Origin of the sequence: Pantoea sp. PNT03, assembly GCF_014852515.1 — a bacterium.
GTDB classification, from domain to species: Bacteria; Pseudomonadota; Gammaproteobacteria; order Enterobacterales; family Enterobacteriaceae; genus Pantoea; species Pantoea leporis.
In genome coordinates this window covers 750,575-772,938 of sequence record NZ_JACVBT010000001.1, presented here as the reverse complement: position 1 = coordinate 772,938, position 22,364 = coordinate 750,575, and the positions used below count along the sequence as shown (strand labels likewise).

19 protein-coding genes are annotated in these 22,364 nt (G+C 56.0%); 2 read left to right on the top strand and 17 right to left on the bottom strand.

What is annotated here, in order from left to right:
- Nucleotides 1-224 precede the first annotated feature (224 nt).
- From astE to IB226_RS03615, 5 genes are read right to left on the bottom strand one after another with little or no spacing between them, the layout of a single operon-like run.
- The gene (gene astE, locus IB226_RS03635; RefSeq protein WP_192233619.1) at nucleotides 225-1,220 is read right to left on the bottom strand and encodes a succinylglutamate desuccinylase; all 996 of its coding nucleotides are present in this window, start codon (nucleotides 1,218-1,220) and stop codon (nucleotides 225-227) included.
- A gap of 45 nt (nucleotides 1,221-1,265) precedes the next feature.
- Nucleotides 1,266-2,594: an N-succinylarginine dihydrolase gene (gene astB / locus IB226_RS03630; RefSeq protein WP_192233617.1), complete on the bottom strand. Its 1,329-nt coding sequence runs from the start codon at nucleotides 2,592-2,594 to the stop codon at nucleotides 1,266-1,268.
- On the bottom strand, nucleotides 2,594-4,060 hold the full coding sequence (gene astD, locus IB226_RS03625) for a succinylglutamate-semialdehyde dehydrogenase (protein ID WP_192233615.1): 1,467 nt from the start codon (nucleotides 4,058-4,060) through the stop codon (nucleotides 2,594-2,596). The genes astB and astD overlap by 1 nt, the downstream gene beginning before the upstream one ends.
- Entirely contained in the window at nucleotides 4,057-5,088 is a 1,032-nt protein-coding gene (gene astA, locus IB226_RS03620; protein ID WP_192233613.1) for an arginine N-succinyltransferase, read from the bottom strand. The genes astD and astA overlap by 4 nt, the downstream gene beginning before the upstream one ends.
- A complete protein-coding gene (locus tag IB226_RS03615) occupies nucleotides 5,085-6,305 on the bottom strand; it encodes an aspartate aminotransferase family protein (protein ID WP_101764592.1) in 1,221 nt (406 codons plus the stop codon). Before IB226_RS03615 ends, astA begins: the two co-directional genes overlap by 4 nt.
- Before the next feature lie 878 nt (nucleotides 6,306-7,183).
- Between IB226_RS03615 and IB226_RS03610 the strand changes: the two genes are divergently transcribed.
- Nucleotides 7,184-8,257 (top strand): porin, encoded by a 1,074-nt coding sequence (locus IB226_RS03610; RefSeq protein ID WP_137385653.1) that lies wholly within the window; start codon nucleotides 7,184-7,186, stop codon nucleotides 8,255-8,257.
- A gap of 90 nt (nucleotides 8,258-8,347) precedes the next feature.
- On the opposite strand, the gene IB226_RS03605 is transcribed toward IB226_RS03610, so the two are convergent.
- The 7 genes from IB226_RS03605 to IB226_RS03575 form a co-directional block, all read right to left on the bottom strand.
- Complete coding sequence (locus IB226_RS03605) at nucleotides 8,348-9,784, bottom strand: YchO/YchP family invasin (RefSeq protein ID WP_192233611.1); 1,437 nt, start codon at nucleotides 9,782-9,784, stop codon at nucleotides 8,348-8,350.
- A 398-nt stretch (nucleotides 9,785-10,182) separates the two neighbouring features.
- Nucleotides 10,183-10,980 (bottom strand): glucose 1-dehydrogenase, encoded by a 798-nt coding sequence (locus IB226_RS03600; protein WP_101764596.1) that lies wholly within the window; start codon nucleotides 10,978-10,980, stop codon nucleotides 10,183-10,185.
- A gap of 11 nt (nucleotides 10,981-10,991) precedes the next feature.
- Nucleotides 10,992-12,059: an ABC transporter permease gene (locus tag IB226_RS03595; protein ID WP_192233609.1), complete on the bottom strand. Its 1,068-nt coding sequence runs from the start codon at nucleotides 12,057-12,059 to the stop codon at nucleotides 10,992-10,994.
- A gap of 20 nt (nucleotides 12,060-12,079) precedes the next feature.
- Nucleotides 12,080-13,600 carry a sugar ABC transporter ATP-binding protein gene (locus tag IB226_RS03590; protein WP_101764598.1) on the bottom strand — a complete coding sequence of 507 codons (1,521 nt, stop codon included), beginning with the start codon at nucleotides 13,598-13,600 and terminating at the stop codon, nucleotides 12,080-12,082.
- Nucleotides 13,601-13,609: 9 nt separating this feature from the next.
- On the bottom strand, nucleotides 13,610-14,221 hold the full coding sequence (locus tag IB226_RS03585; protein ID WP_192233607.1) for a DUF2291 family protein: 612 nt from the start codon (nucleotides 14,219-14,221) through the stop codon (nucleotides 13,610-13,612).
- 42 nt (nucleotides 14,222-14,263) lie between these two features.
- On the bottom strand, nucleotides 14,264-15,199 hold the full coding sequence (locus IB226_RS03580; protein ID WP_192233605.1) for a D-ribose ABC transporter substrate-binding protein: 936 nt from the start codon (nucleotides 15,197-15,199) through the stop codon (nucleotides 14,264-14,266).
- A 63-nt stretch (nucleotides 15,200-15,262) separates the two neighbouring features.
- Nucleotides 15,263-16,060, bottom strand: coding sequence for a GolD/DthD family dehydrogenase (locus IB226_RS03575; RefSeq protein WP_192233603.1), 798 nt, complete (start codon nucleotides 16,058-16,060; stop codon nucleotides 15,263-15,265).
- Between the two features lie 376 nt (nucleotides 16,061-16,436).
- On the opposite strand from IB226_RS03575, the gene IB226_RS03570 reads away from it, so the two are divergent.
- Nucleotides 16,437-17,255 (top strand): DeoR/GlpR family DNA-binding transcription regulator, encoded by an 819-nt coding sequence (locus tag IB226_RS03570; RefSeq protein ID WP_110865995.1) that lies wholly within the window; start codon nucleotides 16,437-16,439, stop codon nucleotides 17,253-17,255.
- Between the two features lie 128 nt (nucleotides 17,256-17,383).
- On the opposite strand, the gene cheZ is transcribed toward IB226_RS03570, so the two are convergent.
- The 5 genes from cheZ to IB226_RS03545 all read right to left on the bottom strand — a co-directional run bounded on the left by cheZ (nucleotide 17,384) and on the right by IB226_RS03545 (nucleotide 22,165).
- On the bottom strand, nucleotides 17,384-18,025 hold the full coding sequence (cheZ, locus tag IB226_RS03565; RefSeq protein WP_101764603.1) for a protein phosphatase CheZ: 642 nt from the start codon (nucleotides 18,023-18,025) through the stop codon (nucleotides 17,384-17,386).
- A 9-nt stretch (nucleotides 18,026-18,034) separates the two neighbouring features.
- On the bottom strand, nucleotides 18,035-18,424 hold the full coding sequence (gene cheY / locus IB226_RS03560; protein WP_008102871.1) for a chemotaxis response regulator CheY: 390 nt from the start codon (nucleotides 18,422-18,424) through the stop codon (nucleotides 18,035-18,037).
- A gap of 39 nt (nucleotides 18,425-18,463) precedes the next feature.
- Entirely contained in the window at nucleotides 18,464-19,513 is a 1,050-nt protein-coding gene (locus tag IB226_RS03555; protein ID WP_008102868.1) for a chemotaxis response regulator protein-glutamate methylesterase, read from the bottom strand.
- Nucleotides 19,510-20,385, bottom strand: a complete 876-nt coding sequence (gene cheR / locus IB226_RS03550; protein WP_101764604.1) for a protein-glutamate O-methyltransferase CheR — start codon at nucleotides 20,383-20,385, stop codon at nucleotides 19,510-19,512. Before cheR ends, IB226_RS03555 begins: the two co-directional genes overlap by 4 nt.
- 103 nt (nucleotides 20,386-20,488) lie before the next feature.
- Entirely contained in the window at nucleotides 20,489-22,165 is a 1,677-nt protein-coding gene (locus tag IB226_RS03545) for a methyl-accepting chemotaxis protein (protein ID WP_137385648.1), read from the bottom strand.
- Nucleotides 22,166-22,364 lie beyond the last annotated feature (199 nt).

Sequence of the window (22,364 nt, the reverse complement as noted above, 5' to 3'; positions counted from 1 at the left end):
TGAGGAATTGAAAAAGTTTATGACAATCAAGGGAAAAACGCAGGAATTAAGGAGGAGTGTAACGGTATTGTCGGTTTTCAGGAAGGTAAATGTCGGCGCGTTGATGCCCTCACCCTGGCCCTCTCCCACCGGAAGAGGGAAACGCTGCCACATGTCACTCAATCCAAATATTCGCTAGTTCGGTTCCCTCTCCGCCTGCGGGAGAGGGTTGGGGTGAGGGAAAATCACAACGCCAGCGCCTGCGTCTGTTCATTCTCCTCCACCAGCATCAGCCCCGCGCGCAATCCTGGCGCGACATTCGGATTGGGAAACAGCACATACTCGCGCGCCTGCTGCACGTAGTAACGCCGGTCACCCTCCTCCGCCAGCAGCGTGCCCTGCGGGAAAGCGGTAAAGTTCAGCGTCTCCGGCCCCATGTGCAACACAAACTTATCGCCGTGCCGGGTCAGTTGCTGCGCCACGCGATAATGTCGCGGCTGTTCACGCACCTCCGGTAAGGCATCGCCATACAGCAACGCCGCCAGCGCCCGCTGCACGCCGGCAAACTGACTTAAATCGTTCTCACCAAACGGCAAAGCCTTGCCCAACTCCAGCGTGCAGCTCGCCGCATTATGGTGCTCGCAGCTGTAATGGGTGAAGGTGCCGCCCGGTGAACGATGGAACACCAGCGCCTCCATTTCTGCCGCCGCCAGCCAGTGCATAAACGCCTCGGGCCACGGATTGGGATTCAGCGGCATCACGCCAAAACGCACATGATACGAGCCGCGAATCGCGGTATGCAGATCGAGGTGCCAGCGCACTTCATGATCGAGACAGGCGCGCCAGAAACTCTCCAGCTCCTGCTCCAGTTGCAGCACGCGCTGCGCTTCGGGTACATCGGCCACCTGCTGCCAGCGTCCACCAAACAGGCGATTGATATCATGTTGCTGGTAGCGCTTGCCGCTGCGCAACGCGGCGGGATTACCCAAAATCACCAGTAAGCGCACTGCCAGCGGCTTTTCGCCTTTTAACAGTGGCGTCAGCAACAAATTGAGAATCTCAACCGGCGCGGTTTCATTGCCGTGAATGCCCGCAGAGAGCACCAGCGCCTGCTGTGTGGGCGTATGCGGCGTGAGGGACATCAGTCCCTCGTTATGCCATTGCCAACTGAGATGATCGTTGCTGCCCTCTCTTTGCTGTGGCGGCTCACCAGACAAGGTCTGCTGTAAAAAATCCTGCATGTTCACTCCTTTTTAACGACGTGGGGCGAACCTCTCACCCCGGCGTTAACGCTGAAACGCGTAGACACTGCCTAAGTCTAGCAGCTTCGTCAGCTCATCCAGCGCGGTGCGCCCTTCACGCAGCAGTTGCGGGTCGGCTAAATCGGCCTGAGTTAAGCGATCGCGGTAGTGGCGATCCACCCAATCGTTGAGCGTGGCAAACAGGCGATCGTTCATCAGTACCGCCGGATTCAGCGCCTGACGCTCGGTTTCGGTTAACACCACGCGCAGACGCAAACAGGCCGGACCGCCACCGTTAAACATGCTTTCACGCAGATCGAAAACTTTCAGTTCACGGATCGGCCCGCCGCTCTCCACCAGCTCGGTAAGATAACGCCACACGCCTGTATGCTGGCGTGACTCTTCTGGCAGCACCAGCAGCATACCGCCGTCGGCGCGCTGCAACAGCTGGCTATTAAACAGATAGGTGTTGACCGCATCGGTTACCGATACTTTATCGCGCGGCACTTCAATCGGCTGGAAACCGCTAACGCGGGCGGCGATGTCACTCAGCAACTGCGGCTGGTTCACAAAGGCATCCTGATGGCAGAACAGCACCTGCTGATTGCTCACCGCAATCACATCGTTATGAAACACGCCCTGATCAATCACCGCTGGATTTTGCTGGGCAAACAGCGTGCGTTGCGCATCGAGCTGATGCAACCGCGCCACCGCTTCGCTGGCTTCCCGCGTTTGACGCGCCGGATAACGTGCTGGCGTTGCGCCCTGCTGCTGACCATCACGGCCATAAATAAACAGCTGCACGCCCGCATCACCGTAATCACTGCCGAAACGATTGTGATTGGCCGCGCCCTCATCACCGAACTGCGCCACCTGCGGCAGCGCATCGTGCACGCAGAAGTGCTGCGGATGACGGAAAATCGCGCGCAGCAGATCGGCAGTTTCCGGTGCCTCGATGGCGCGATGGAATTTGTTATTCAGATTGGCGACGGTGAAATGCACGCGACCATCGGCGCTATCCGCCGACGGCGACACCGTGGCGGCATTCGCCACCCACATCGCTGAGGCTGAGCTGGCCGCCGACAGCAGCTGCGGCGCGTGCTTAGCCGCCTGCGCCAGCACCTGCTCATCGCTGCCGCCAAAGCCGAGCTGGCGCAGCAGCGGCAGATTAGGACGTTCGTGCGGCGGGATCACGCCTTGCACGTAGCCCATATCCGCCAGCGCTTTCATCTTCAGCAAACCCTGCTTCGCCGCCAGACGCGGGTTTGAGGGCTGCAGCTGATTGCGCGTCGAGGCTTCGTTACCAAACGACAATCCCGCGTAGTGATGTGTCAGGCCGACCAGCCCATCAAAGTTCGCTTCAAACGCTTGCATTATTTCGCTCCCTGCACGGAGAAATCGAGGCCCGGCGCTAAGCTGCCCGGCAGCGCCAGGCTTGGGCTCTCCAGCGACGCCATTGGCCATGCACAGTAATCGGCGGCGTACCACGCGCTGGCACGATGATTCCCGGATGCGCCAATGCCACCAAAGGGGGCGGTGCTGGCCGCGCCGGTCAGCGGTTTGTTCCAGTTAACGATACCGGCGCGCGCCTCCAGCAATAGCTGATCAAACTGCGCGCGCTGCGGCGAAATCAGACCGCACGACAAGCCATAGCGGGTATTATTGGCGATAGCAATCGCCTGCTCGAAACTGTCGTAACGAATCACCTGCAGCAACGGACCAAAGACTTCTTCATCCGCTAAATCTTTCACTTCGGTCACATCAATGATGCCCGGCGTGATGATGGCGCTGTCGCGATCCGGCCAGTGCATGCCGAGCAACACTTTCCCGCCCTTTTCCACCTGCTGCTGCCAGGCGGCAAAAATATGTCCGGCGGCGGTGGGTGAAATCACGCTGCCCATAAACGGCTGCGGCTCGGCATTCCACGCGCCAGGCTGCAAGCGCGCACTGACCTCAACCAAACGCTGCAGGAAGGCATCGCCCGCCGCGCCGCGCTTCACCAGCAGACGACGCGCGCAGGTGCAGCGCTGTCCGGCGGTAATAAAGGCCGACTGAATGGCGATGTGTACCGCACCATCGAGATCCGCAGGATCTTCAACTATCAACGCATTGTTGCCGCCCATCTCCAGCGCCAGCATTTTTTCTGGCTGCCCGGCAAACTGACGATGCAGGTGATAGCCGGTGGCGGCGCTGCCAGTAAACAGCAGACCATCAATTTGTGCCGCATTGGCCAGCGCCTGGCCGGTTTCACGACCGCCCTGCAGCAGCGCCATTACGCCCGCCGGTAAACCCGCTTGCTGCCACAGCTGCACGGTCTTCTCCGCCGTCAACGGCGTCAGCTCGCTCGGCTTAAACACCACGCAGTTACCCGCCAGCAGAGCTGGCACAATATGGCCGTTTGGCAGATGGCCAGGAAAATTATACGGACCAAACACCGCCAGCACGCCGTGCGGACGATGGCGCAGCGAGCTCTCGCCATCGGCCTGTTCGCCGGTGCGGCTGTGATAGGCCTTAATCGAGATGGCGATTTTGTTGATCATCGCCTGCACTTCGGTCAGCGTTTCCCAGCGCGGCTTGCCCGTTTCCTGGGCGATGGTTTCCGCCAGCGCGTTTTTGTGGCTTTCAAGCAGACGGGCAAACCCTTCCACCAGCGCCTGACGCTCCGCAAACGGTTTTCTCGCCCACTGCGGGAACGCCGCGCGCGCCGCTTCGCAGGCCGCAGCCACTTGCGCTGCCGATGCCGCTTTGCCCTGCCACAGCGTTTCGCCGGTCACCGGATTTTGTTTGCTCAGGGCGTCAGCGCCGCCGGTCACCCATTGACCTTGAATAAAATGCGTCATGCTTTTTTCTCCTCGCGACACAGCGTGACCACACGCAGTTGATCGCCAATGTTGCAATGCAGCGCCGCGCGCTGGCTTTCAGTCAGTTTTACCGTGCCGGATGCCATATCCACCGGCAGCAGCGCCACGCGGAAATGCTGAAAATCCGCGTTGGCCACCAGACACAGCGGCCAGCTTTGATCGGCTGCACCGCTCTCAGCGGTTAACTGGCGACTCTTGCGAATGGCACGAATGCGATCGATTTCGCACTCCAGCGTCGGGCCGCCGTCGAAGATGTCGACATAGTTGAGATAGCGGAAACCTTCCGCCTCCAGCACCGCACGCGCGGGCGCGGTTTTCGGATGGACTTCGCCAATCACTTTTTGTGCCGCTTCAGACAGGTAATGAATGTAGAGCGGATGTTTGGGCATCAGCTCGGCGATAAAGGCTTTCTGGCCGGTGCCGCTGAGGAAATCGGCTTTGCTGAACTCCATCGAGAAGAAGCGGCTGCCGACGCTGTCCCAGAAAGGCGAGTGGCCGCTGTCATCGCTGACGCCACGCATCTCCGCCACCACGTGTTTCATAAAGCGGTCGCGGAAGTTGGCCATAAACAGAAAGCGCGACTTCGAAAGCAGATGGCCGTTTTTGCCATCGCGGTAATCGGGATCGAGGAACAATGTGCAGAGTTCGCTGCTGCCGGTATGATCGTTGCTCAGCGACAGCGTCGGCAGGCTGGCATACACGTTCAGCTCTTTCGAAGCGTGCACCTGTGTGCCAACGCGGAAGTTGTACCAGGGATCCTGCAAACCCACCGCCGCTTCGATGGCGCAAATGCCGACGGCGCGATTATCCTCGCTGTCGGCCAGCACAAACACATAGCCTTGTTCGGCAGGCGGCAACGCGCCTTGCCAGGTGAGCAGCGAACGCTCAATACGGGCTTTGAGCGTTTCGCTATCCGCGGGCAGCGAAGTCAAGCCGCCCCCGGTTTTGCCCGCCAGCGACAACAACTGCGAGAGATCGTCACGTTCGACGGGGCGAATCACCATCATGATGTGGCTCCTTTGAGCACGCGTTCACAGGCACGTTCGAAGCGCGCCAAACCTTCTTTTACTTCGCGCTCGCTGATGTTCAACGCTGGCGCGAAACGTACCACGTTGGCGCCTGCTATCAGCACCATCACGCCCTCTTCGGCCGCCGTGAGGTTGAACTGTTTGGCTTTACCGGCGAAATCGTCGTTCAGCACGGCGCCAATCAGCAGCCCCAATCCACGCACTTCTTTAAATACCGGCAGACGCCTGTTCAGTTCCTGCAACGCCGTAACAAACCATTGATGACGCTCGGCCACGCCGGCCATAAATTCCGGCTGATTAATCAGCTCCATCACTTTGCCCGCGACTGCGCCCGCCAGCGGGTTGCCGCCGTAGGTGGTGCCGTGCGTGCCTACGCCCATCACCTGCGCCAGATCTTCACGCGTCAGCATTGCGCCAATCGGGAAGCCGCCACCCAGCGCTTTGGCGGTGGTTAATACATCCGGGGTCACGCCGTAATGCATATAGGCATACAGCGAACCGGTGCGACCCACGCCGCTCTGCACTTCATCAAAAATCAGCAGCGCATGATGTTTGTCGCAGAGTTCACGCAGTCCGCGCAGGAAAGCGGGATCGGCTGGCAGGACGCCGCCTTCACCCTGAATCGGCTCGACGATCACCGCGCAGGTTTGGTCATTGATCAGCGCGGCCGCCGAGGCCAGATCGTTGAAATTAGCGTGTTCGACCGCCGGTGGCAGCGGCGCAAAATCCCGGGAATAGGCCGGTTGTCCGCCCGCTGTCACGGTAAACAGCGTGCGACCGTGGAAAGCATTATTAAAGGCAACGATGCCATTTTTCTCAGCACCGAAACGGTCGTGTGCGGTTTTACGTGCCAGTTTCAGCGCCGCTTCATTCGCTTCAGCGCCGGAGTTACAGAAGAACACGCGATCGGCAAAAGTGGCATCAATCAACTGCTTGGCGAGACGCAGGATCGGTTCATTGGTGTAGCCGTTACCGGTATGCCACAGTTTGCCGGCCTGTTCGATCAGCGCCTGCTGCAACGCCGGATGCGCATGTCCCAATGCGTTAACCGCAATGCCACCGGCAAAATCGATATACTCTTTGCCTTGCTGATCCCACAGCGTTGAACCTTCCGCGCGGACCGGAACAAAAGCCGCGGGTGCATAAACTGGCATCATCCATTGATCGAAATTCTGACGTGAAACCTGCAGTGACATAGCCCTTTCTCCTGCTCCACACCCGGTGAAGCCTTTTGTTTTGAAATTGTTAAAAATGTTAAGTGGCAGCTCTACTGTATATTGCAGATAGCGTGCCAGCCAGCCGCAAAAATGCATAATCGTCTTATCACTACGTAATATCAATAACTTAACATGTACTGATATTCACTTTAATTGCATAAAAAGTGAATATCAGTCTGATGCAGGCTGAATAGCAGCAATTTATTTAGCGGATTTATGCATCGGCAAAATGAAATATTGCTTTTGTGATCGGGCAGGAAATATTTCGCCAAATTAATGCGATAAACGCACTTTTTTGGGGCGCAATGTGCCTGATTGGTGCAGGAAAGTGATAGCGCGGTGCAAATTTAGCGGCCGGGGAATTAATCGGGTTTTAACATTTGCCTCGCGGGATTGAATATTATTTCACCAGTTCATTGTTTAGCTAAGAGGTAAATAACATTTTGTGACCAGGGTTATTATCAGAACAGAAATAAAGGGACACAAAGCCATGAAGCCGATAATTACTCTGCTAATGATTAGCTGGATTCAGATATTTGCTATTGAACAATAATGCATAGGCTTGTGCTATTTCACGAACAAGCTACTGATTTTATTTACGCATCTTTAAATTTAAAGTTATTCAATAAAATCATAGGCATAAATATTAAAATCATCATTACACATGTTGTCTTATGGATAAGTTTAACCAATACAAAATTCCACATAATGGAATTTGAGATTAAAAATCACACAAAAAGTTAACGAGAAATATTTAGTTACATATATTGCACTGTCGATCTTGAACCTTTTGTGTCATTTTCTTTTCACCCCGCAGATGGGGACAAAATTAAAAAATATCACAGGGTAAAAATTAAATGATGAAGCGCTCCTTACTGGCAGCAGTGATGCCTTTACTGCTGGGACTTTCTTCGGCTCAGGCCGCCGAAATCTATAACAAAGATGGCAACAAGCTGGACCTGACTGGCAAAATTAACGTCTCGCATCTGTTCTCCGATAACGAAGGGTCAAATGGTGATACCTCGTCTTATACCCGTATTGGTTTTAAAGGCGAAACCAAGATCAACGATCAATTGACCGGCTACGGTCAATGGCAGTACCAGTACAGCCTGAGCAACTCCGAAGGCAGCGATGCCAACAGCGGTAACAGAACCCGCCTGGGCTTTGCTGGCCTGAAGTTTGGTCAGTTCGGCTCGATCGATTACGGTCGTAACTACGGACTGATTTATGACGTGCTGGGTTACACCGATATGCTGCCCTTCTTTGGTGGCGATCAAGGTTACTCTGATGGGTTCCTGTCCAGCCGCTCAGGTGGCGTGTTGACCTGGCGCAACAAAGATTTCTTCGGTCTGGTGAAAGGCTGGAACGTTGCTGCTCAGTATGAAGGGAAAAACGATCGTAGCGATGCAAACATTGCCGTACGCCGTTCGAATGGTGATGGCTTCGCGCTCTCCACTTCTTATGATTTCGATTTCGGTCTGAGCCTGGTTGGCGCTTACGCGAGCCTGGATCGTACCAATACGCAGAACCAGGCCTTACGTGGCGAAGGCGAGAAAGCACAGCACTGGACTGCGGGCCTGAAATACGATGCGAACCAGATTTACCTGGCAACCATGTACGGCGAAACGCTCAACGCAACCCCAATCACTGGTGGCTTCGCTAACAAAGCCGTTAACTTTGAAGCCGTTGCGCAGTATCAGTTCATTAACGGACTGCGTCCTTCAATCGGCTATGTTTCATCGAAAGGCAAAGAGATTGAAAATATTGGTGATGTCGATCTCACCAAATACGTCGCTGTCGGTGGAACCTACTACTTCAACAAAAACATGTCTGTGTATGCTGAATACAAGATCAACCTGTTGAAAGATAATAATGCGTTGGGCATCGCTTCTGATGATGTCACCGCTGTGGGTCTGATTTACCAGTTCTAAGTGGCAATACCCTCATGGCTGTTCGGCTAGTGTCGGCTGAATATGCGCAAAGGGCAGCGAAAGCTGCCCTTTTTTATTGGTGCGAGGCGATTACGGCGCCATCAAATCAAAGCGATCATCATCGCCCTGATCCAGTGAGAACGGTGGCTGCAATTGCAGGACGATTTCGTTCGAAGTGACGCGATTCTGTTTGCTGTCTTCTAACACCACCGACAAGCGATAGCTGTTATGCGCACCCGGCGAGCTATCCCACGCGGGCAGGATCACACTCCAGCCCTGCGGATCGTTGGGATTGGCACCCGGCGTCAGGCTCAGCGCCTGGGTATCGCCCTGCCACATCACTTTAGCGATCGGATTGGTGCTGCGGATTTGCAGTTTCAGCGGCAAACTTTCTCCGCCATTCAGCTGCCACGGCGGCGTAGCGAGAAACACCGACAGCGTTTTACGCTGGCGATATTCCAGCACCGGCGTATAGCTGCGCGTCACGTTATCGTAGCGACTGCCGCGCAGTGAGTGCGCAGCCGCTACGTTATCCGGACTTAGCTGCTGGCTGAGCGCCACGCCAAAGCGATAGTTGAGACGCAAGCCGAGCTGATCCTGGCTCTCACCGCTGTCGCTGGTTTTATGGCTGGCAGATAAGGTCACCAGCGGCACCGGCGTGTAGGTGACACCAAAGGTTAATGCTGACGGATTGTGGTAGCGGTTGCCGGAACTAAATAGATCGACGTTATCGCCCAGATATTGCTGCCAGCTTACTGACGCACCGAGTTGACGATAGTGCGGCAAATAGCCTTGGGTGGTGAAATCATAGCCGCGCGCCATGCGCTGCTGCTGGAAGGGATTGCGATCCTGCCAGCCCGACAGCGGCGTATAGTAGTTGGCGGAGAAGCGCAGATAATCGCCCCAAGCTTCGGTACCCAGCGAAGCGCGCTGTAGGCCACTGCTGAACATGCGATCGACAAAACCGTTATAGCCCAGCAGCCATTTTCCTGCCACCCAACGTTGCCCAAGGCCAGCATTGCCGACCAGCCCATCATCAGTTTGATGGAAGCCAACCTGACTGAAGGTCAGATAGCGATAGTTATCCGCCCAAGGTGTCAGCAGCGACGCACCGCTGCCGGCAAAATTGCCCTCCATATCCACATTGAAATCGATTTGGGCATTGCCATACGGTGACAACAGCGACTGGCCTTCATCAACCAGTCGATTGCCCACTTCATCGCGAAAATGATTAAAGGCCCACAGCCCCGCCTGCTGGCCAAGGGCATTGTCGTCCGTACTGTTCTGGCTGGCTTCACCAATGCTTTTGGCAATGGTCGCCAGTTTTTTGTTGAACGCTTCCGTTTCATCCTGGTAACCCAATGCAGGCAACTGATCGGCCATTTTCTGGAAACGTGTGGGATCGCTAAACGGCGCATCGGCGAGTTTAGTGTCAGAGATCAACGCCAGCGCAGGCGCGGATGCGGCAAGTAGTGAAAAACCAGAGAGATAACGCACGCTTTTAGGTGATAACAAAGTAAATAACATAGCTAAAAATAGGGTTCGACCCGGTTCAGAATTAGAGGTGGCTCACAAAACTGCATAAGTCTACCCTAGCATATTCTGATGCAAGTGCCGGACATGTCTGGTTTCGATTAAGGCAGAAAACGAAAAATCAGAATGTAGGTAAGCAGGCGACGCAATGTGTTGTGCCCTGCTTGCCCATCAAGAGATAACCTCTCAAATCATTGAGCGCGCACATTGTAGCGGCGCAATGCATTGCGCGATAAATCGCGCCGCTACGGAAGGTACGGAGATTTGATACAGCGCTTAACTGATCGGCATTACGCAATTCACTGCGCGATGAATCACGCCGCTACGGAAGGTGCGACCATGAGGCTTAGTGTTTAGCATGACGCCATCAATGGCGACCCAACAGCGAACGATCAGGAGAAAATCAAACCGCCATCCACATTGATGGTCTGCCCGGTGATATAGCGCGCATCGTCAGAGGCGAGGAAAGCCACCAAGCCAGCGACATCTTCCGGCTGCCCTGCGCGTTTAAGCGGGATGTTTTCCACCCATTCGGCCATCAGTTCGCCTTTGCCATACTGCTTTTTATCGCTGCTGAGGATCTCGCCCCACACGCGATCGTTGTAGTCCCACATTTCACTCTCGATGATGCCCGGACAGAAAGCATTCACCGTGATATGCCACGGCGCCAGCTCCAGCGCCAGGCTCTGGGTAATACCGATCACGCCCATCTTGCTGGCGGCATAGTGCGGCGTATAAATGAAACCCTGCCGTCCCTGACCGGACGAGGTGTTGATCAGGCTGCCGCTGCCCTGCTTCACCATATATTTCGCCGCTTCCCGGCAGCACAGCCACACGCCCGTGGTGTTCACCGCGAGGATCTTCTCGAAGTCGCTTTTGGGCATCGCATCGAAACGATCGATGGTGATCACCCCCGCATTCTGAATCGATACATCAATGCTGCCAAAGCGCTCAGCCGCCTGCTGATAAAGCTGCTGCACCTCCGTTTCATCGGTAACATCGACCTGCAGCGCCAGAACCTCACTGCCAAACTGCTGTTCGATGGCCTGCGCGGTACTGAAAACGCGTTCCGAATTCGACACCATCACCAAACGCGCCCCGTCGCGGGCAAAGCGCGCTGCAATGCCCGCGCCAATGCCGCGGCAGGCGCCGGTAATCACCACCGTCTTTCCACTAAAATCGCGTGTCATATTGCCTCCTGTTATCCATGTGTCGCTTCAGGCAGGGCGGCCGATTGCTGCTTTTTTTCATGTCTGCGCAGCAGCACCACCTTACTTTGTAATTTTTGCTGGAACTGATCGATCACCACCGCAGTGACAATCACCAGGCCTTTAATCACCATTTGCCAGAAATCGCTGACGCCCATCATCACCATGCCATCGGCGAGGAACACGATGACAAAAGCACCGATAATCGAGCCTGAAACGCGACCGCGTCCACCCGCCAGCGCCGTGCCGCCCAGCACCGTGGCACCGATGGCGTCCATCTCGAACATGTTGCCGGTCATCGGGTGCGCGGTTTGCAGCTGCGACGCCACAATCAAACCGACCAGCGCGGCGCACAAGCCGGAAAAGGCGTAGACAAACACTTTGACCTTGATGATCGGCACACCCGCCAGGCGCGCCGCCGATTCGTTGCCACCGGTGGCATAGATGTAACGACCCAGCGGTGTTTTACGCGTCAGATACAACCCCAGCAGCAGGAAGCCGAGCATCATCCATATCGGGATATACACGCCCAATATCGAACCCGAACCGAGCAAGGCGAAGCCGGTATTACCCAGTGCTGGCGTGCCGACAAGGTTGGCGTAGGTGCTGCCATCGTTGAACAGCAGCGCGGCGCCGCGTGCCACGTACATCATGCCGAGCGTACAGATAAACGGCGCTACGCCGAGTCGCGTCACCACCGCGCCATTAATCAATCCCAGCGCCACGCCAAACAGCGCCACCACCAGAATCACTTCGGGCACATTGAAAAACAGTACGTTGCCGCCCCACAGCGTTACGCCGTTGGTGAGCAGCGCACCCGCCACCATGCCGCATATGCCTGCCACCGCCCCCACCGAAAGATCGATGCCGCCAGTCAAAATCACCAGCGTCATGCCAATCGCCAGCAAGCCGGTAATTGCCACATGCTGCGTCATGATCAGCAAGTTTGAGGTGGTGAGAAAGTTAGGCACCATAAAGCTGAAGAAACTCACCACGATCAGCAAGGCAATAAAGGTACGCGCCTTAAGCAGGTACATATAGATCAGGTATTTTTGATTCATCGTTTTACTCTCCAGCGGGCTCAATCATGTGGCGTTGAGGCGCTAATCAGGGCTTCGCGCGTGGCCGCCGCGCGCGGTAAATCGGCGGTGATGCGGCCATCCGCCATCACCAGAATGCGGTCAGCCAGCGCCATCACTTCATCCAGTTCGGACGAGGAGAACATCACCGCCAATCCCTGCTGCGCCAGGTTGCCAATCAGGTGATAAACATCGGTTTTTGCCCCCACATCAATGCCGCGCGTGGGCTCATCCAGCAGCACCACCTGCGGCCCGGTCATCAGGGCTTTGCCCAGCACCACTTTTTGCTGATTGCCGCCGCTTAAGGAGGTGATCGGCAGCTCGGGATCGCTGACCTTGATGGCGAGATGGCCAATCATTTCATCCACGCGCCGCTGCTCGTTGTGCGGATTGAGCTTGCGCCAGCAACGGCGGAAACCCCGCAGGCTGAGATCGCTGAGCGTCATGTTGGCGGTGATAGACATCAGCTGTACCACGCCTTCGGTTTGACGATCTTCCGGCACCAGCGCGATGCCTTTTTTCAGTCGCTGCTGGAAACTGCGCTTCTCCAGCGCTTCGCCATTCAGACTGACGCTGCCCGACTGACAGTGCATCATGCCAATCAACCCTTTGAACAACTCGGTGCGCCCGGCGCCCAGCAAACCGTAGATGCCAATCACTTCGCCTTTTCGCAGCGAGAAAGAGACATCATTGAGCTTGTAACCGCCGTTTTGATGCAGCGCGGTCAGCCCGTTGACGCTGAGTACCGTTTCACCCTGCGTCGCCGGTTGATAATCGAAGTGTTTCTTCTTGTCGCCCACCATCTGCTCGATGATCCACGGAATCGAGGCGTCGCGGACTTCGCGTTCGCTGATGAAGCGTCCGTCGCGGAAGATGGTGATGTGATCGCCAATCTCCATCAGCTCTTCCAGCCGATGTGAGATATAGATAATGGTGACGCCGCGCCGTTTAAGCTGGTCGATGACGTTGAACAGCACTTTCACTTCTGACTGGCTGAGCGCGCTGGTCGGTTCATCCATGATCAGCACGCGCGTGTCTTTTGACAGCGCGCGGGCGATCTCCACCAGCTGCTGATGGCCGATACCGAGTTCAGCCAGCGGCGCGTAGGGATCGACATCCAGCTCCAGCCGTTCCAGCAGCGCTTTAGCGAGCGAATACTGATACTTCTCGTTGATCACGCCGCGCTGGAAAAACTCATTGGCCATGAAGATGTTGTCCATCACGTTCATATTGGGAAACAGGTTCAGCTCCTGAAAAATAATGCTGATGCCCTGTTTTTCCGCCTGATGCGTGGAGCTCAGCGACACCGCTGCGCCGTCCAGCAGAATCTCGCCGGATGACGGGATCTCCACGCCCGCCAGCATTTTCATCATGGTGGATTTGCCGGCACCGTTTTCGCCAATCAGTACGTTAACTTTATTGCGATAGACGCGGTAATTGACCTGATCCAGCGCGGTGACGCCGGGATAGATGCGCGACACGTTGCGGGTTTCAATAATCACGTCATGTTGAGGCTGTTGCATATCCGCTCCTTACTGACGTGTAATCGCCGCTGGTGTCACATTCGGCACCTGCTCCGGCGTATCAAAGCTGCTAAACACGCCAGCCAGCTGCACTTTGTCACCCACTTTGGGCTTGAAAGCACTCATCATGTTCGCCGCTTGTTGATTGATCGCGCGACTGTAATCGCCGAACAGCACCTGATCGTTAAAGTCCTGATAGCTGGCACCTTTGTAGGCATCGCGCAACACCGTGCCGGGAAAAATCGGACCAACCTGCACCGTGATGGTGTCACCGGACACATCTTTCACTGTCATCCGACCGTTACGCGACGTGGTGTTAACCGCCGTGATTTCACCGCTCACGTTGACACTGAACACGCACGGGTTCTCTTCCTGACTGCGATAGCCGTAAGTTTTACAAGCGCTATCAAAATCTTTGGCGGATTTCAGCGCATTCAATAACTCAGCCACCGGCTTCGCATCATGTTGAACTTGCGGTACCAGCTTCTGTTGCCACGTTTGGGCAATATTGCCCATTTTGGGATTGGGAGGATTTTTCAGGTCGGCCAGCTCCTGCTGCGACACAATGCGGCAACCGCTTAGGATCACGACAGGAAGCAGTAACCAGAGTCGTCTGTGCATCACATTCTCCTGGGCGCCCGATCTACGGGCGCACCGCATTGATTACGACTTGAAGTTAAAGTCCTGCACGCCTTTGGCGTTGTCTGGCGTAATGAGAATGCCGCGGAACATCACGCGCTGCTTCTCAGGCTTGGTGCCTTTCTGAATAAAGTTGTCGAGGTCGGTCACGCCCTGTGCGGCGATGGCTTGTGCCTGCAGCATCACCGTGGCTTTCAGATCCCCTTTTTCCACCGCGTCACGTTCATCATTGCTGCCGTCAATGCCGACCACGATGACGTCGTTACGGCCTGCCGCTTTCAGAGCTGCAATCGCGCCCAGCGCCACGGGGCCGTTACCGCAGATCACGCCTTTCACATCCGGATGCGCCTGCAGAATGCTGTCCATGATGCGTTTGCCGTCAATCAGCGTGCCTTTGGCATCCTGACGCGCCACGCTTTTCATATCGGGATATTGGTCGAGCACCTGATGGAAGGATTTGGAGCGTGTGACGCAGTTGTTGTCAGCAAGGTTACAGGTGAGTTCCGCGTAGCTGCCCTTTTCCCCCATCTTCTCCACAAACACGTTTGCCACGTCGGAGCCGGCCTGGAAGTTGTTGTGGGTGATCTGCGCCAGCGCCACGTCATCCACCGGGATTTCGCGGTTGATCAGCACCACCGGAATGCCGGCATCTTTGGCTTTTTTAATCGCGGCGACGCTGGCGGTGGAGTCGGCGTTATCCAGCACGATGCCCTGCACCTTTTTGCCGATGGCGGCATCAATCAGTTCACTTTGCTTTTTCACATCTTCGCCATGCGACAGCACGCTGGTTTTATAGCCCAGCTCCTGCGCTTTGAGGTTGGCACCTTTGGCTTCGGAGGCGTAATACGGGTTATCCAGCGAGTTCACCAGGATCATGATGGTGCCTTTATCGGCAGCGAAACTGGCTTGGGAGATCAGGCAACTGGCAATAGCAGTTAACAGCAGGGTACGTTTTTTCATGGTGAGGTTCTCTCATTGTTATAGTGGGTCACGCAGGGTCAGCCGTTCTGGTGTTGGCGCGGCTTACCAGATGGTAAAGCCACCGTCGATCATCAAATCTGCGCCGGTGATCATGTCGCTGCCGTTGCTGGCGAAGAACAGCACCGCGGCGGCGATTTCGTCGGTATAGGCAAAGCGTCCCAGCGGGATCAGCTTTTTCATCTGCTCGCCCTTCTCACCGCGCCAGGCTTTTTCACCCATCGGCGTCAGCACCACGGTGGGCGATAAGGTATTGACGTTAATGCGATAGGGAGCGAACTCTTTGGCCATCACTTTGGTCATGCCGAGCAGACCGGCTTTGGCGGAGGTGTAAGCAACGTGGTTATCGATAGCGATGGAGGCGGCCTGCGACGCAATGTTGATGATTTTACCGCCGTTACCGGCGCGCACCATGCGTTTACCGGCCGCCTGCGAACAGAGGAAAGGACCGGTGAGATTGACGTCGATCTGCTTCTGCCACTCGGCAAAATCGGTTTCTAACACCGGTTGCAACATCACGTAGCCCGCGCAGTTCACCAGGATATCAATCTGACCGTAATGCTGTTCGACGCGATCAAATGCCGCTTCAACCGAGGCCGGTTCGGTCACGTCGCAGCACACCAGCAGCACGCGATCGGCAGCAAATTGATCCTGCACGCCAGCCACTTTGTCGCTTTCGAATGGCGGATAGAGCAGCGCCAGCCGTGCGCCCTTCTCCAGCAGCATGGCGTTACTGGCCATCGCAATCCCGCCCAGCCCGCCAGTGACTACCGCCACTTTGCCGGTTAAATCCTGCTCAATGTTCACGCCGTAGCGCAGGTTAACATCATATTCCCCACTCATCGTCTCTCTCCATAATGGTGTACGGCGGCGCTGGTTATTGCTGGCCGGGTTATCGTTTTTACAAATATCATTTTCGAACAAAAATATAAGCTATCGATTAATAATGGTTTGTGGAGGAGATCAAATTTCATACAAATTGCAGCAATAAAAATTATCTTCATGATTTTGTTGAATTTGCAAAATTCGCCGCGTTCAGGACATGGAGCGAGCTGCTGACGGCTTTCTGCGAAATCAATCGCATAGCAAATGATGATTTTCATTCGAAAATGAATGTTTCTGGAAGCTACCTCGCAAATGGCCAAATCGCAGAGTAAAATCAGCTCGGGTTTCCTTATTGGCGAAACCCGACCGTGATTGGAAAGAGGGAGCATTTCGATTGAAAAGCAAAACTGAGCAGCTGGCAGATATGCAGCAGCGCCGTGAGAAGATTCTGGAGATGATCCGCGAAGACGGCACCGTCACGGTTAAAGCGCTGACCGATACCTTCGGCCTGACCGAAGCCACCATTCGCACCGACTTGCGCATGTTGCAGCAAGAGGGGCACGTACAGCGTTATCACGGCGGCGCCACGCTGATGACCGGCAAGCAGAATACCGGCGCGATGTTGCTGGAGCGTCAAACACATCTGGAAGAAAAACAGGCGATTGGCCGCCTTGCCGCGCAGCATGTGGAAAATGGCGACACGGTGATTTTTGATTCCGGTACCACCACCACGGCGATTGCCGAGGCGATCAGCCATATTCGTCGTTTATCGGTAATTACCACGGCGGTGAATATCGCGCTGAAGCTGGGCGGCGAGCCGGGTATCAATATTTTGCTGACCGGCGGCACTTTTAAGTTCCCAACGCTTTCGACTTCAGGTGAGAAAGCCGCCTCGTTTTTCGAAAACGTGCTGGCGGAGAAGCTGTTTCTTGCCACGGCCTGTATCTCACCGCGTCTCGGTTTGAGCTTTCCCAGCGAGACCGATATCAAGGTGAAAATGGCGATGATCAATTCGGCTAACAGCGTGTATGTGGTGGCGGATTCCAGCAAGATCGATAAGGTGTCGATGTTCGCGCTGCCGTGCGACTGGAGCCATATTCACTATCTGATTACCGATAGCGGCATTTCGCCGGCGCAGGTCGCGGCGTTTGAGGCGTTAGGTGTGCAGGTGTTGGTGGCGCAGTCGGCGTTGACGCAGAAGCGCGCGGTGTAAGGTGCGGTGCGCGCTGTCCCTCACCCCGGCCCTCTCCCGCAAGCGGGCGATGGAGACGCTGCCATATGCAGGCCCGAACGGTTCCCTCTCCCACCTGTGGGAGAGGGTTAGGGTGAGGGCAAACGTGTTTAAAACCCTAAGCTATCCAGCAGGTCATCAACCTGATCCTGGTTCGCCACCACGCCGGGTGCATTGGCGTGGATCTGCGGACCGTTCAGCAGGCTGTTGCCCTCTTTACGCGCCGCGGCGTTGGCTTCTGGCATATTCTCCAGCAGCACCATCAACAGCTGACGCTCGATCTCCTGGATCACATCCATCATGCGCTTGATCACCTGACCGGTCAGGTCCTGGAAATCCTGCGCCATCATGATTTCGAGCAACTGCTTATTGGTGTACGACGTGTGTCCCGGAACGTCAGTCAGGAACTGGCGCGTATCCGAAACCAACTCGCGCGCATCTGTCAGTTCAATCGGATTTTCAAACCACGCATCCCAACGGCCTTTCAGCTGGTTGGCGCCGGCTTCCATTTGGTCCTGGTGTGGCTGCGCTGCTTCAACGCAGTTCAACGCACGTTCTGCCGCTTGCGCCGTCATTTGCACAACATAATCCAGACGATCGCGCGCATCAGGAATCGCTTCCGCCGCTTCAGCAATTGCCTGGTCTAACCCCAGCTCACGCAAACTGTCACGCAACATGCGCGTCAGTGAGCCGATGCGGGTAATAATGTCGTGTGCCGAGGCTTCTTCGGTTGATTTCGGAAGGTCGCTCATCACATCTCCTTACATACCCAGTTTTTCGAATATTTTGCCTAACTTCTCTTCCAGCGTGGCCGCCGTGAACGGCTTCACCACGTAGCCGCTGGCGCCCGCCTGCGCGGCCGCGATAATATTCTCTTTCTTCGCTTCCGCGGTCACCATCAGCACCGGCAGTTTGTTCAGCGTGGCGTCAGCACGGATGGTTTGCAGCAGCTCAAGACCGTCCATGTTCGGCATGTTCCAGTCGGAAACCACGAAGTCAAAGCCACCGGCACGCAGTTTGGTCAGCGCATCGACGCCATCTTCTGCTTCTTCAACGTTATTGAATCCAAGCTCTTTCAGCAGGTTACGGACGATACGACGCATCGTATTGAAGTCATCCACTACCAAAAAGCGCATATTTTTATCAGCCATATCTACTCCCGTGTTGTCTCGTCCAGCAGGACGGGCTCGTTAAATTCGCAATGCCTGTCCGGCGCTAATTTTCGCCAGCATGTGCTGACTGATGTGGCCTAAATCGACCACTTCACTGGTGCCGCCCATCGCAATCGCTTCGCGCGGCATACCAAATACCACGCAGCTGGCTTCATCCTGCGCGATGGTCCAGGCGCCCGCGCGATGCATTTCCAGCATCCCGGCCGCGCCGTCGTTACCCATCCCGGTCAGAATCACACCCACCGCATTTCGTCCTGCGTGCACCGCCACCGAACGGAACAGCACATCCACCGATGGCTTGTGTCGGTTCACTGGCGGACCGTCATTCAGTTTCACTACATAGTTGGCCCCGCTTCGGCCCAGCTCCATGTGCATGGCGCCCGGCGCGATATAGGCGTGGCCGGGCAGAATACGCTCGCCGTCTTCCGCTTCTTTCACGGTGATTTGGCACAATTTATTCAGACGCTCGGCAAACGAGCGCGTAAAGCCTGGCGGCATATGCTGGGTAATCAACAGCGCCGGGCTGGTCGCCGGCAGCGGCTGCAGCACATGGCGAATCGCCTCGGTGCCGCCGGTGGAAGAGCCGATGGCGATCAGCTTTTCACTGCTCAGCAACGGGCCGGCTTTCAACGTGACCGGCATCGGCGTGGAGGCACGCACATGCAGCTTGGCGCGCGCGGCGGCGCGGATCTTGTCAGCAATCATCTGGCTATACGCCAGCATGCCTTCGCGGATGCCGAGCTGTGGCTTGGTGACAAAATCCACCGCACCCAGCTCCAGCGCGCGCAGCGTCACTTCTGAACCTTTACCGGTCAGCGAGGAGACCATCACCACCGGCATCGGACGCAGGCGCATCAGCTTCTCGAGGAAATCGAGGCCATCCATGCGCGGCATCTCCACATCCAGCGTCAATACCTGCGGGTTGTACTGTTTGATTAAATCCCGCGCCACCAGCGGATCGGGCGCACTCGCGACCATCTCCATATCGGGATGGCTGTTGATGATTTCTGTCATCAACTGTCGCATCAGCGCAGAGTCATCCACGCACATCACGGTGATTTTGCTCATCGTCTTTCCTTGCTCAGTCCATAGACTGTCTGTCCACGCAGCCAGAACTCTTTGCTGATCTGACTAAAGTTCTCTGAATGCCCGGCAAACAGCAGACCGCCGGGTTTCAGCAGAGGCACGAAACGGCGCAGAATCTGTTCCTGCGTCTCTTTATCGAAATAGATCATCACGTTGCGACAGAAAATTGCGTCGAACGGACCCGGCAACGCCCAGTCGTGTGCCAGTAAATTCAGTTGCGTATAGTTCACCATGTTGGCGAGGTCGGAACGCACGCGCACCATGCCTTCATGCGGACCGGTGCCGCGCAGGAAAAAGCGCTGCAGCTGCGACTGCGATAGCGTACGTAGCTCTTCCTGGCGATACACGCCGGCCACGGCTTTCTCGAGCACCTGGGTATCGATATCGCTGGCGTGAACCTGGAATTTACCCGGACCGGTGCCCAGCGTTTCCGCCAGCGTCATGGCGATGGAGTACGGCTCTTCGCCGGTTGAGGCGGCGGTGCTCCACACGCTGTAGTTACCCGTGCGCTTACGCGCATGATCCGCGAGGATCGGGAAGTGATGCGCCTCGCGGAAGAAAGAGGTCAGATTGGTGGTCAGCGCGTTAATAAACGCCTGCCACTCCGCACTGTTTTGGTCTTGCTCCAGCAGCGCCAGATAGCGACCAAAGTCATCAATATTCAGCATGCGCAGACGACGCACTAAACGGTTGTAAACCATCTCGCGTTTGTGGTCGGCCAGCACAATGCCTGCACGCTGGTAGATCAGCTGGCTAATGCGACGAAAATGCGTATCTGAGAGCGGTAACCGCTGCACCATTTGCGAGAGCAGCGTGGTCGCTTCACTTTGATCCAATAACGTCGATTTCTTCATTTCAGGTCACCCGGCAACAAACTGTTTAAATTGTGATACTGCGGTTGCTACTGTGCTGCCAGTCGCGCCATTCTCATGGGCCGCCTTGCGGCGGCCACAAGGATTAAAAGGTTTCCCAGTTATCGTCAGTGCTACGTGCGCCTGCCGGTGCCAGTGCTTTTGGCGTGCCGGAACGCAAATTTTTTGCCGCTGTAGATACGTTAACGGCCTGAACGACAAATTCTTTACCGATATTGAACACCGCAACCGACTGTTTCAGTCGGCTGGCCTGATCTTCCAGCGCGGCCGCCGCCGTTGCCGACTCTTCGACCAGCGCGGCGTTCTGCTGCGTCACGCGATCCATCTCGTTCACCGCCAGACCGACCTGATCGATACCACGGCTCTGCTCGTCCGACGCCGAGGCGATTTCGCCCATGATGTCGGTGACGCGCGTGACCGCATTCACGATGTTGGTCATGGTTTCCCCGGCGCTCTCCACCAGCACGGAACCGGTGTTGACACGGCTGACCGAATCCTCGATCAATCCTTTAATCTCTTTCGCCGCCTGCGCGCTGCGCTGTGCCAGACTGCGCACCTCGCCCGCTACCACGGCAAATCCACGTCCCTGCTCACCGGCGCGTGCCGCTTCTACCGCAGCGTTCAGTGCGAGGATATTGGTCTGGAAGGCAATGCCGTCGATCACGCTGATGATGTCAGCGATTTTCTTCGAACTGCCGGTGATCTCTTTCATGGTAGTCACCACGCCATCCACCACTTTGCCGCCCTGCTGCGCGGTCTCCGAGGCGGTGAGCGCCAGCTGTGACGCCTGACGGGCATTTTCGGCGTTCTGCTTCACCGTGGCGGTTAACTGCTCCATGCTGGCAGCGGTCTCTTCCAGCGAAGCCGCTTGCTGCTCGGTACGCGAGGAGAGATCGTTGTTGCCCATGGCGATTTCACTCGCACCGGTGTAGATCGCATCGGAACCGTCACGCACGGTACGCACCGTCCGCGCCAGCTCTTGCTGCATCTCTTGCACCGAGGTGAGCAGCTCGCCCATCTCGTTGCGCACCGTGATCTCCACCTGCTGCGTCAAATCGCCACGCGCGATGTGACGAATGTGCTCGATGCTGTGCTTTAGCGGACGGATCAGCACCGTACGCATGCCGCTCCACACCAGCGCAATCACCAGCAAGGTCACCAGCAGCGTGCCGACCACCAGCATGATGGATTGGTTGTAAGCCGCCTCATTGGCTGCAATGCCCTGATTGGCGAGCACAATGTTGTAGCTCAACCATTCGTTGTAATCCTTAGCAAACTTGTCCTGGAATCCCTGCGTCGGCTGATCGACAAATCCTTTGAAATTTCCACTACTGAGGAAATCGATCAACTCACCCAATGCTCCGCGATAGGCGTTGTAGTTGGCCTGTAGCGTCAGCACGTTCTCGGCCTTTTTGCCCTTTTCAGACAGGTTGGCGTTAAATTCGGCAAAACCCTCATCAGCGTGCTTCAACTCCTCACTCGCCAGCGCCACCAGATCTTTCACGGTTGCGCCTGAGCCAGCCTGCTGACTGTCCAGCAGGTAACGGATCCCCGCACGGTTCAGCGTGTTACGCGCCTGAACCAGCGATACCCATGAGGTGCCCATTGCCCGCTGCAGCGTGCTAAGACGCTGGTTATAGGCAAAATTTTCTTTATCGGCTTTGACCGTGGAGTAGAACACTCCACCGGAGAACAGCTGCAATAAGGCAAACAGCGCCAGCACGCACAGCAGGCCGGATACAACACGAATACGACTAAACATAAACACCTCATTGGTTGGCGGATCGCCTCTGTTATCGGCTTTTCTGAGGGGATCTTTATGTGTGTTCGCAGGGGTTGGACCAGCGGGGGGTTGATGGGTGCTCGCTGTCCCTCACCCTAACCCTCTCCCGCAGGCGGGAGAGGGAATTGATCGAGCTAACATATGGCAGCGTCTCCCTCTCCCGTTTACGGGAGAGGGC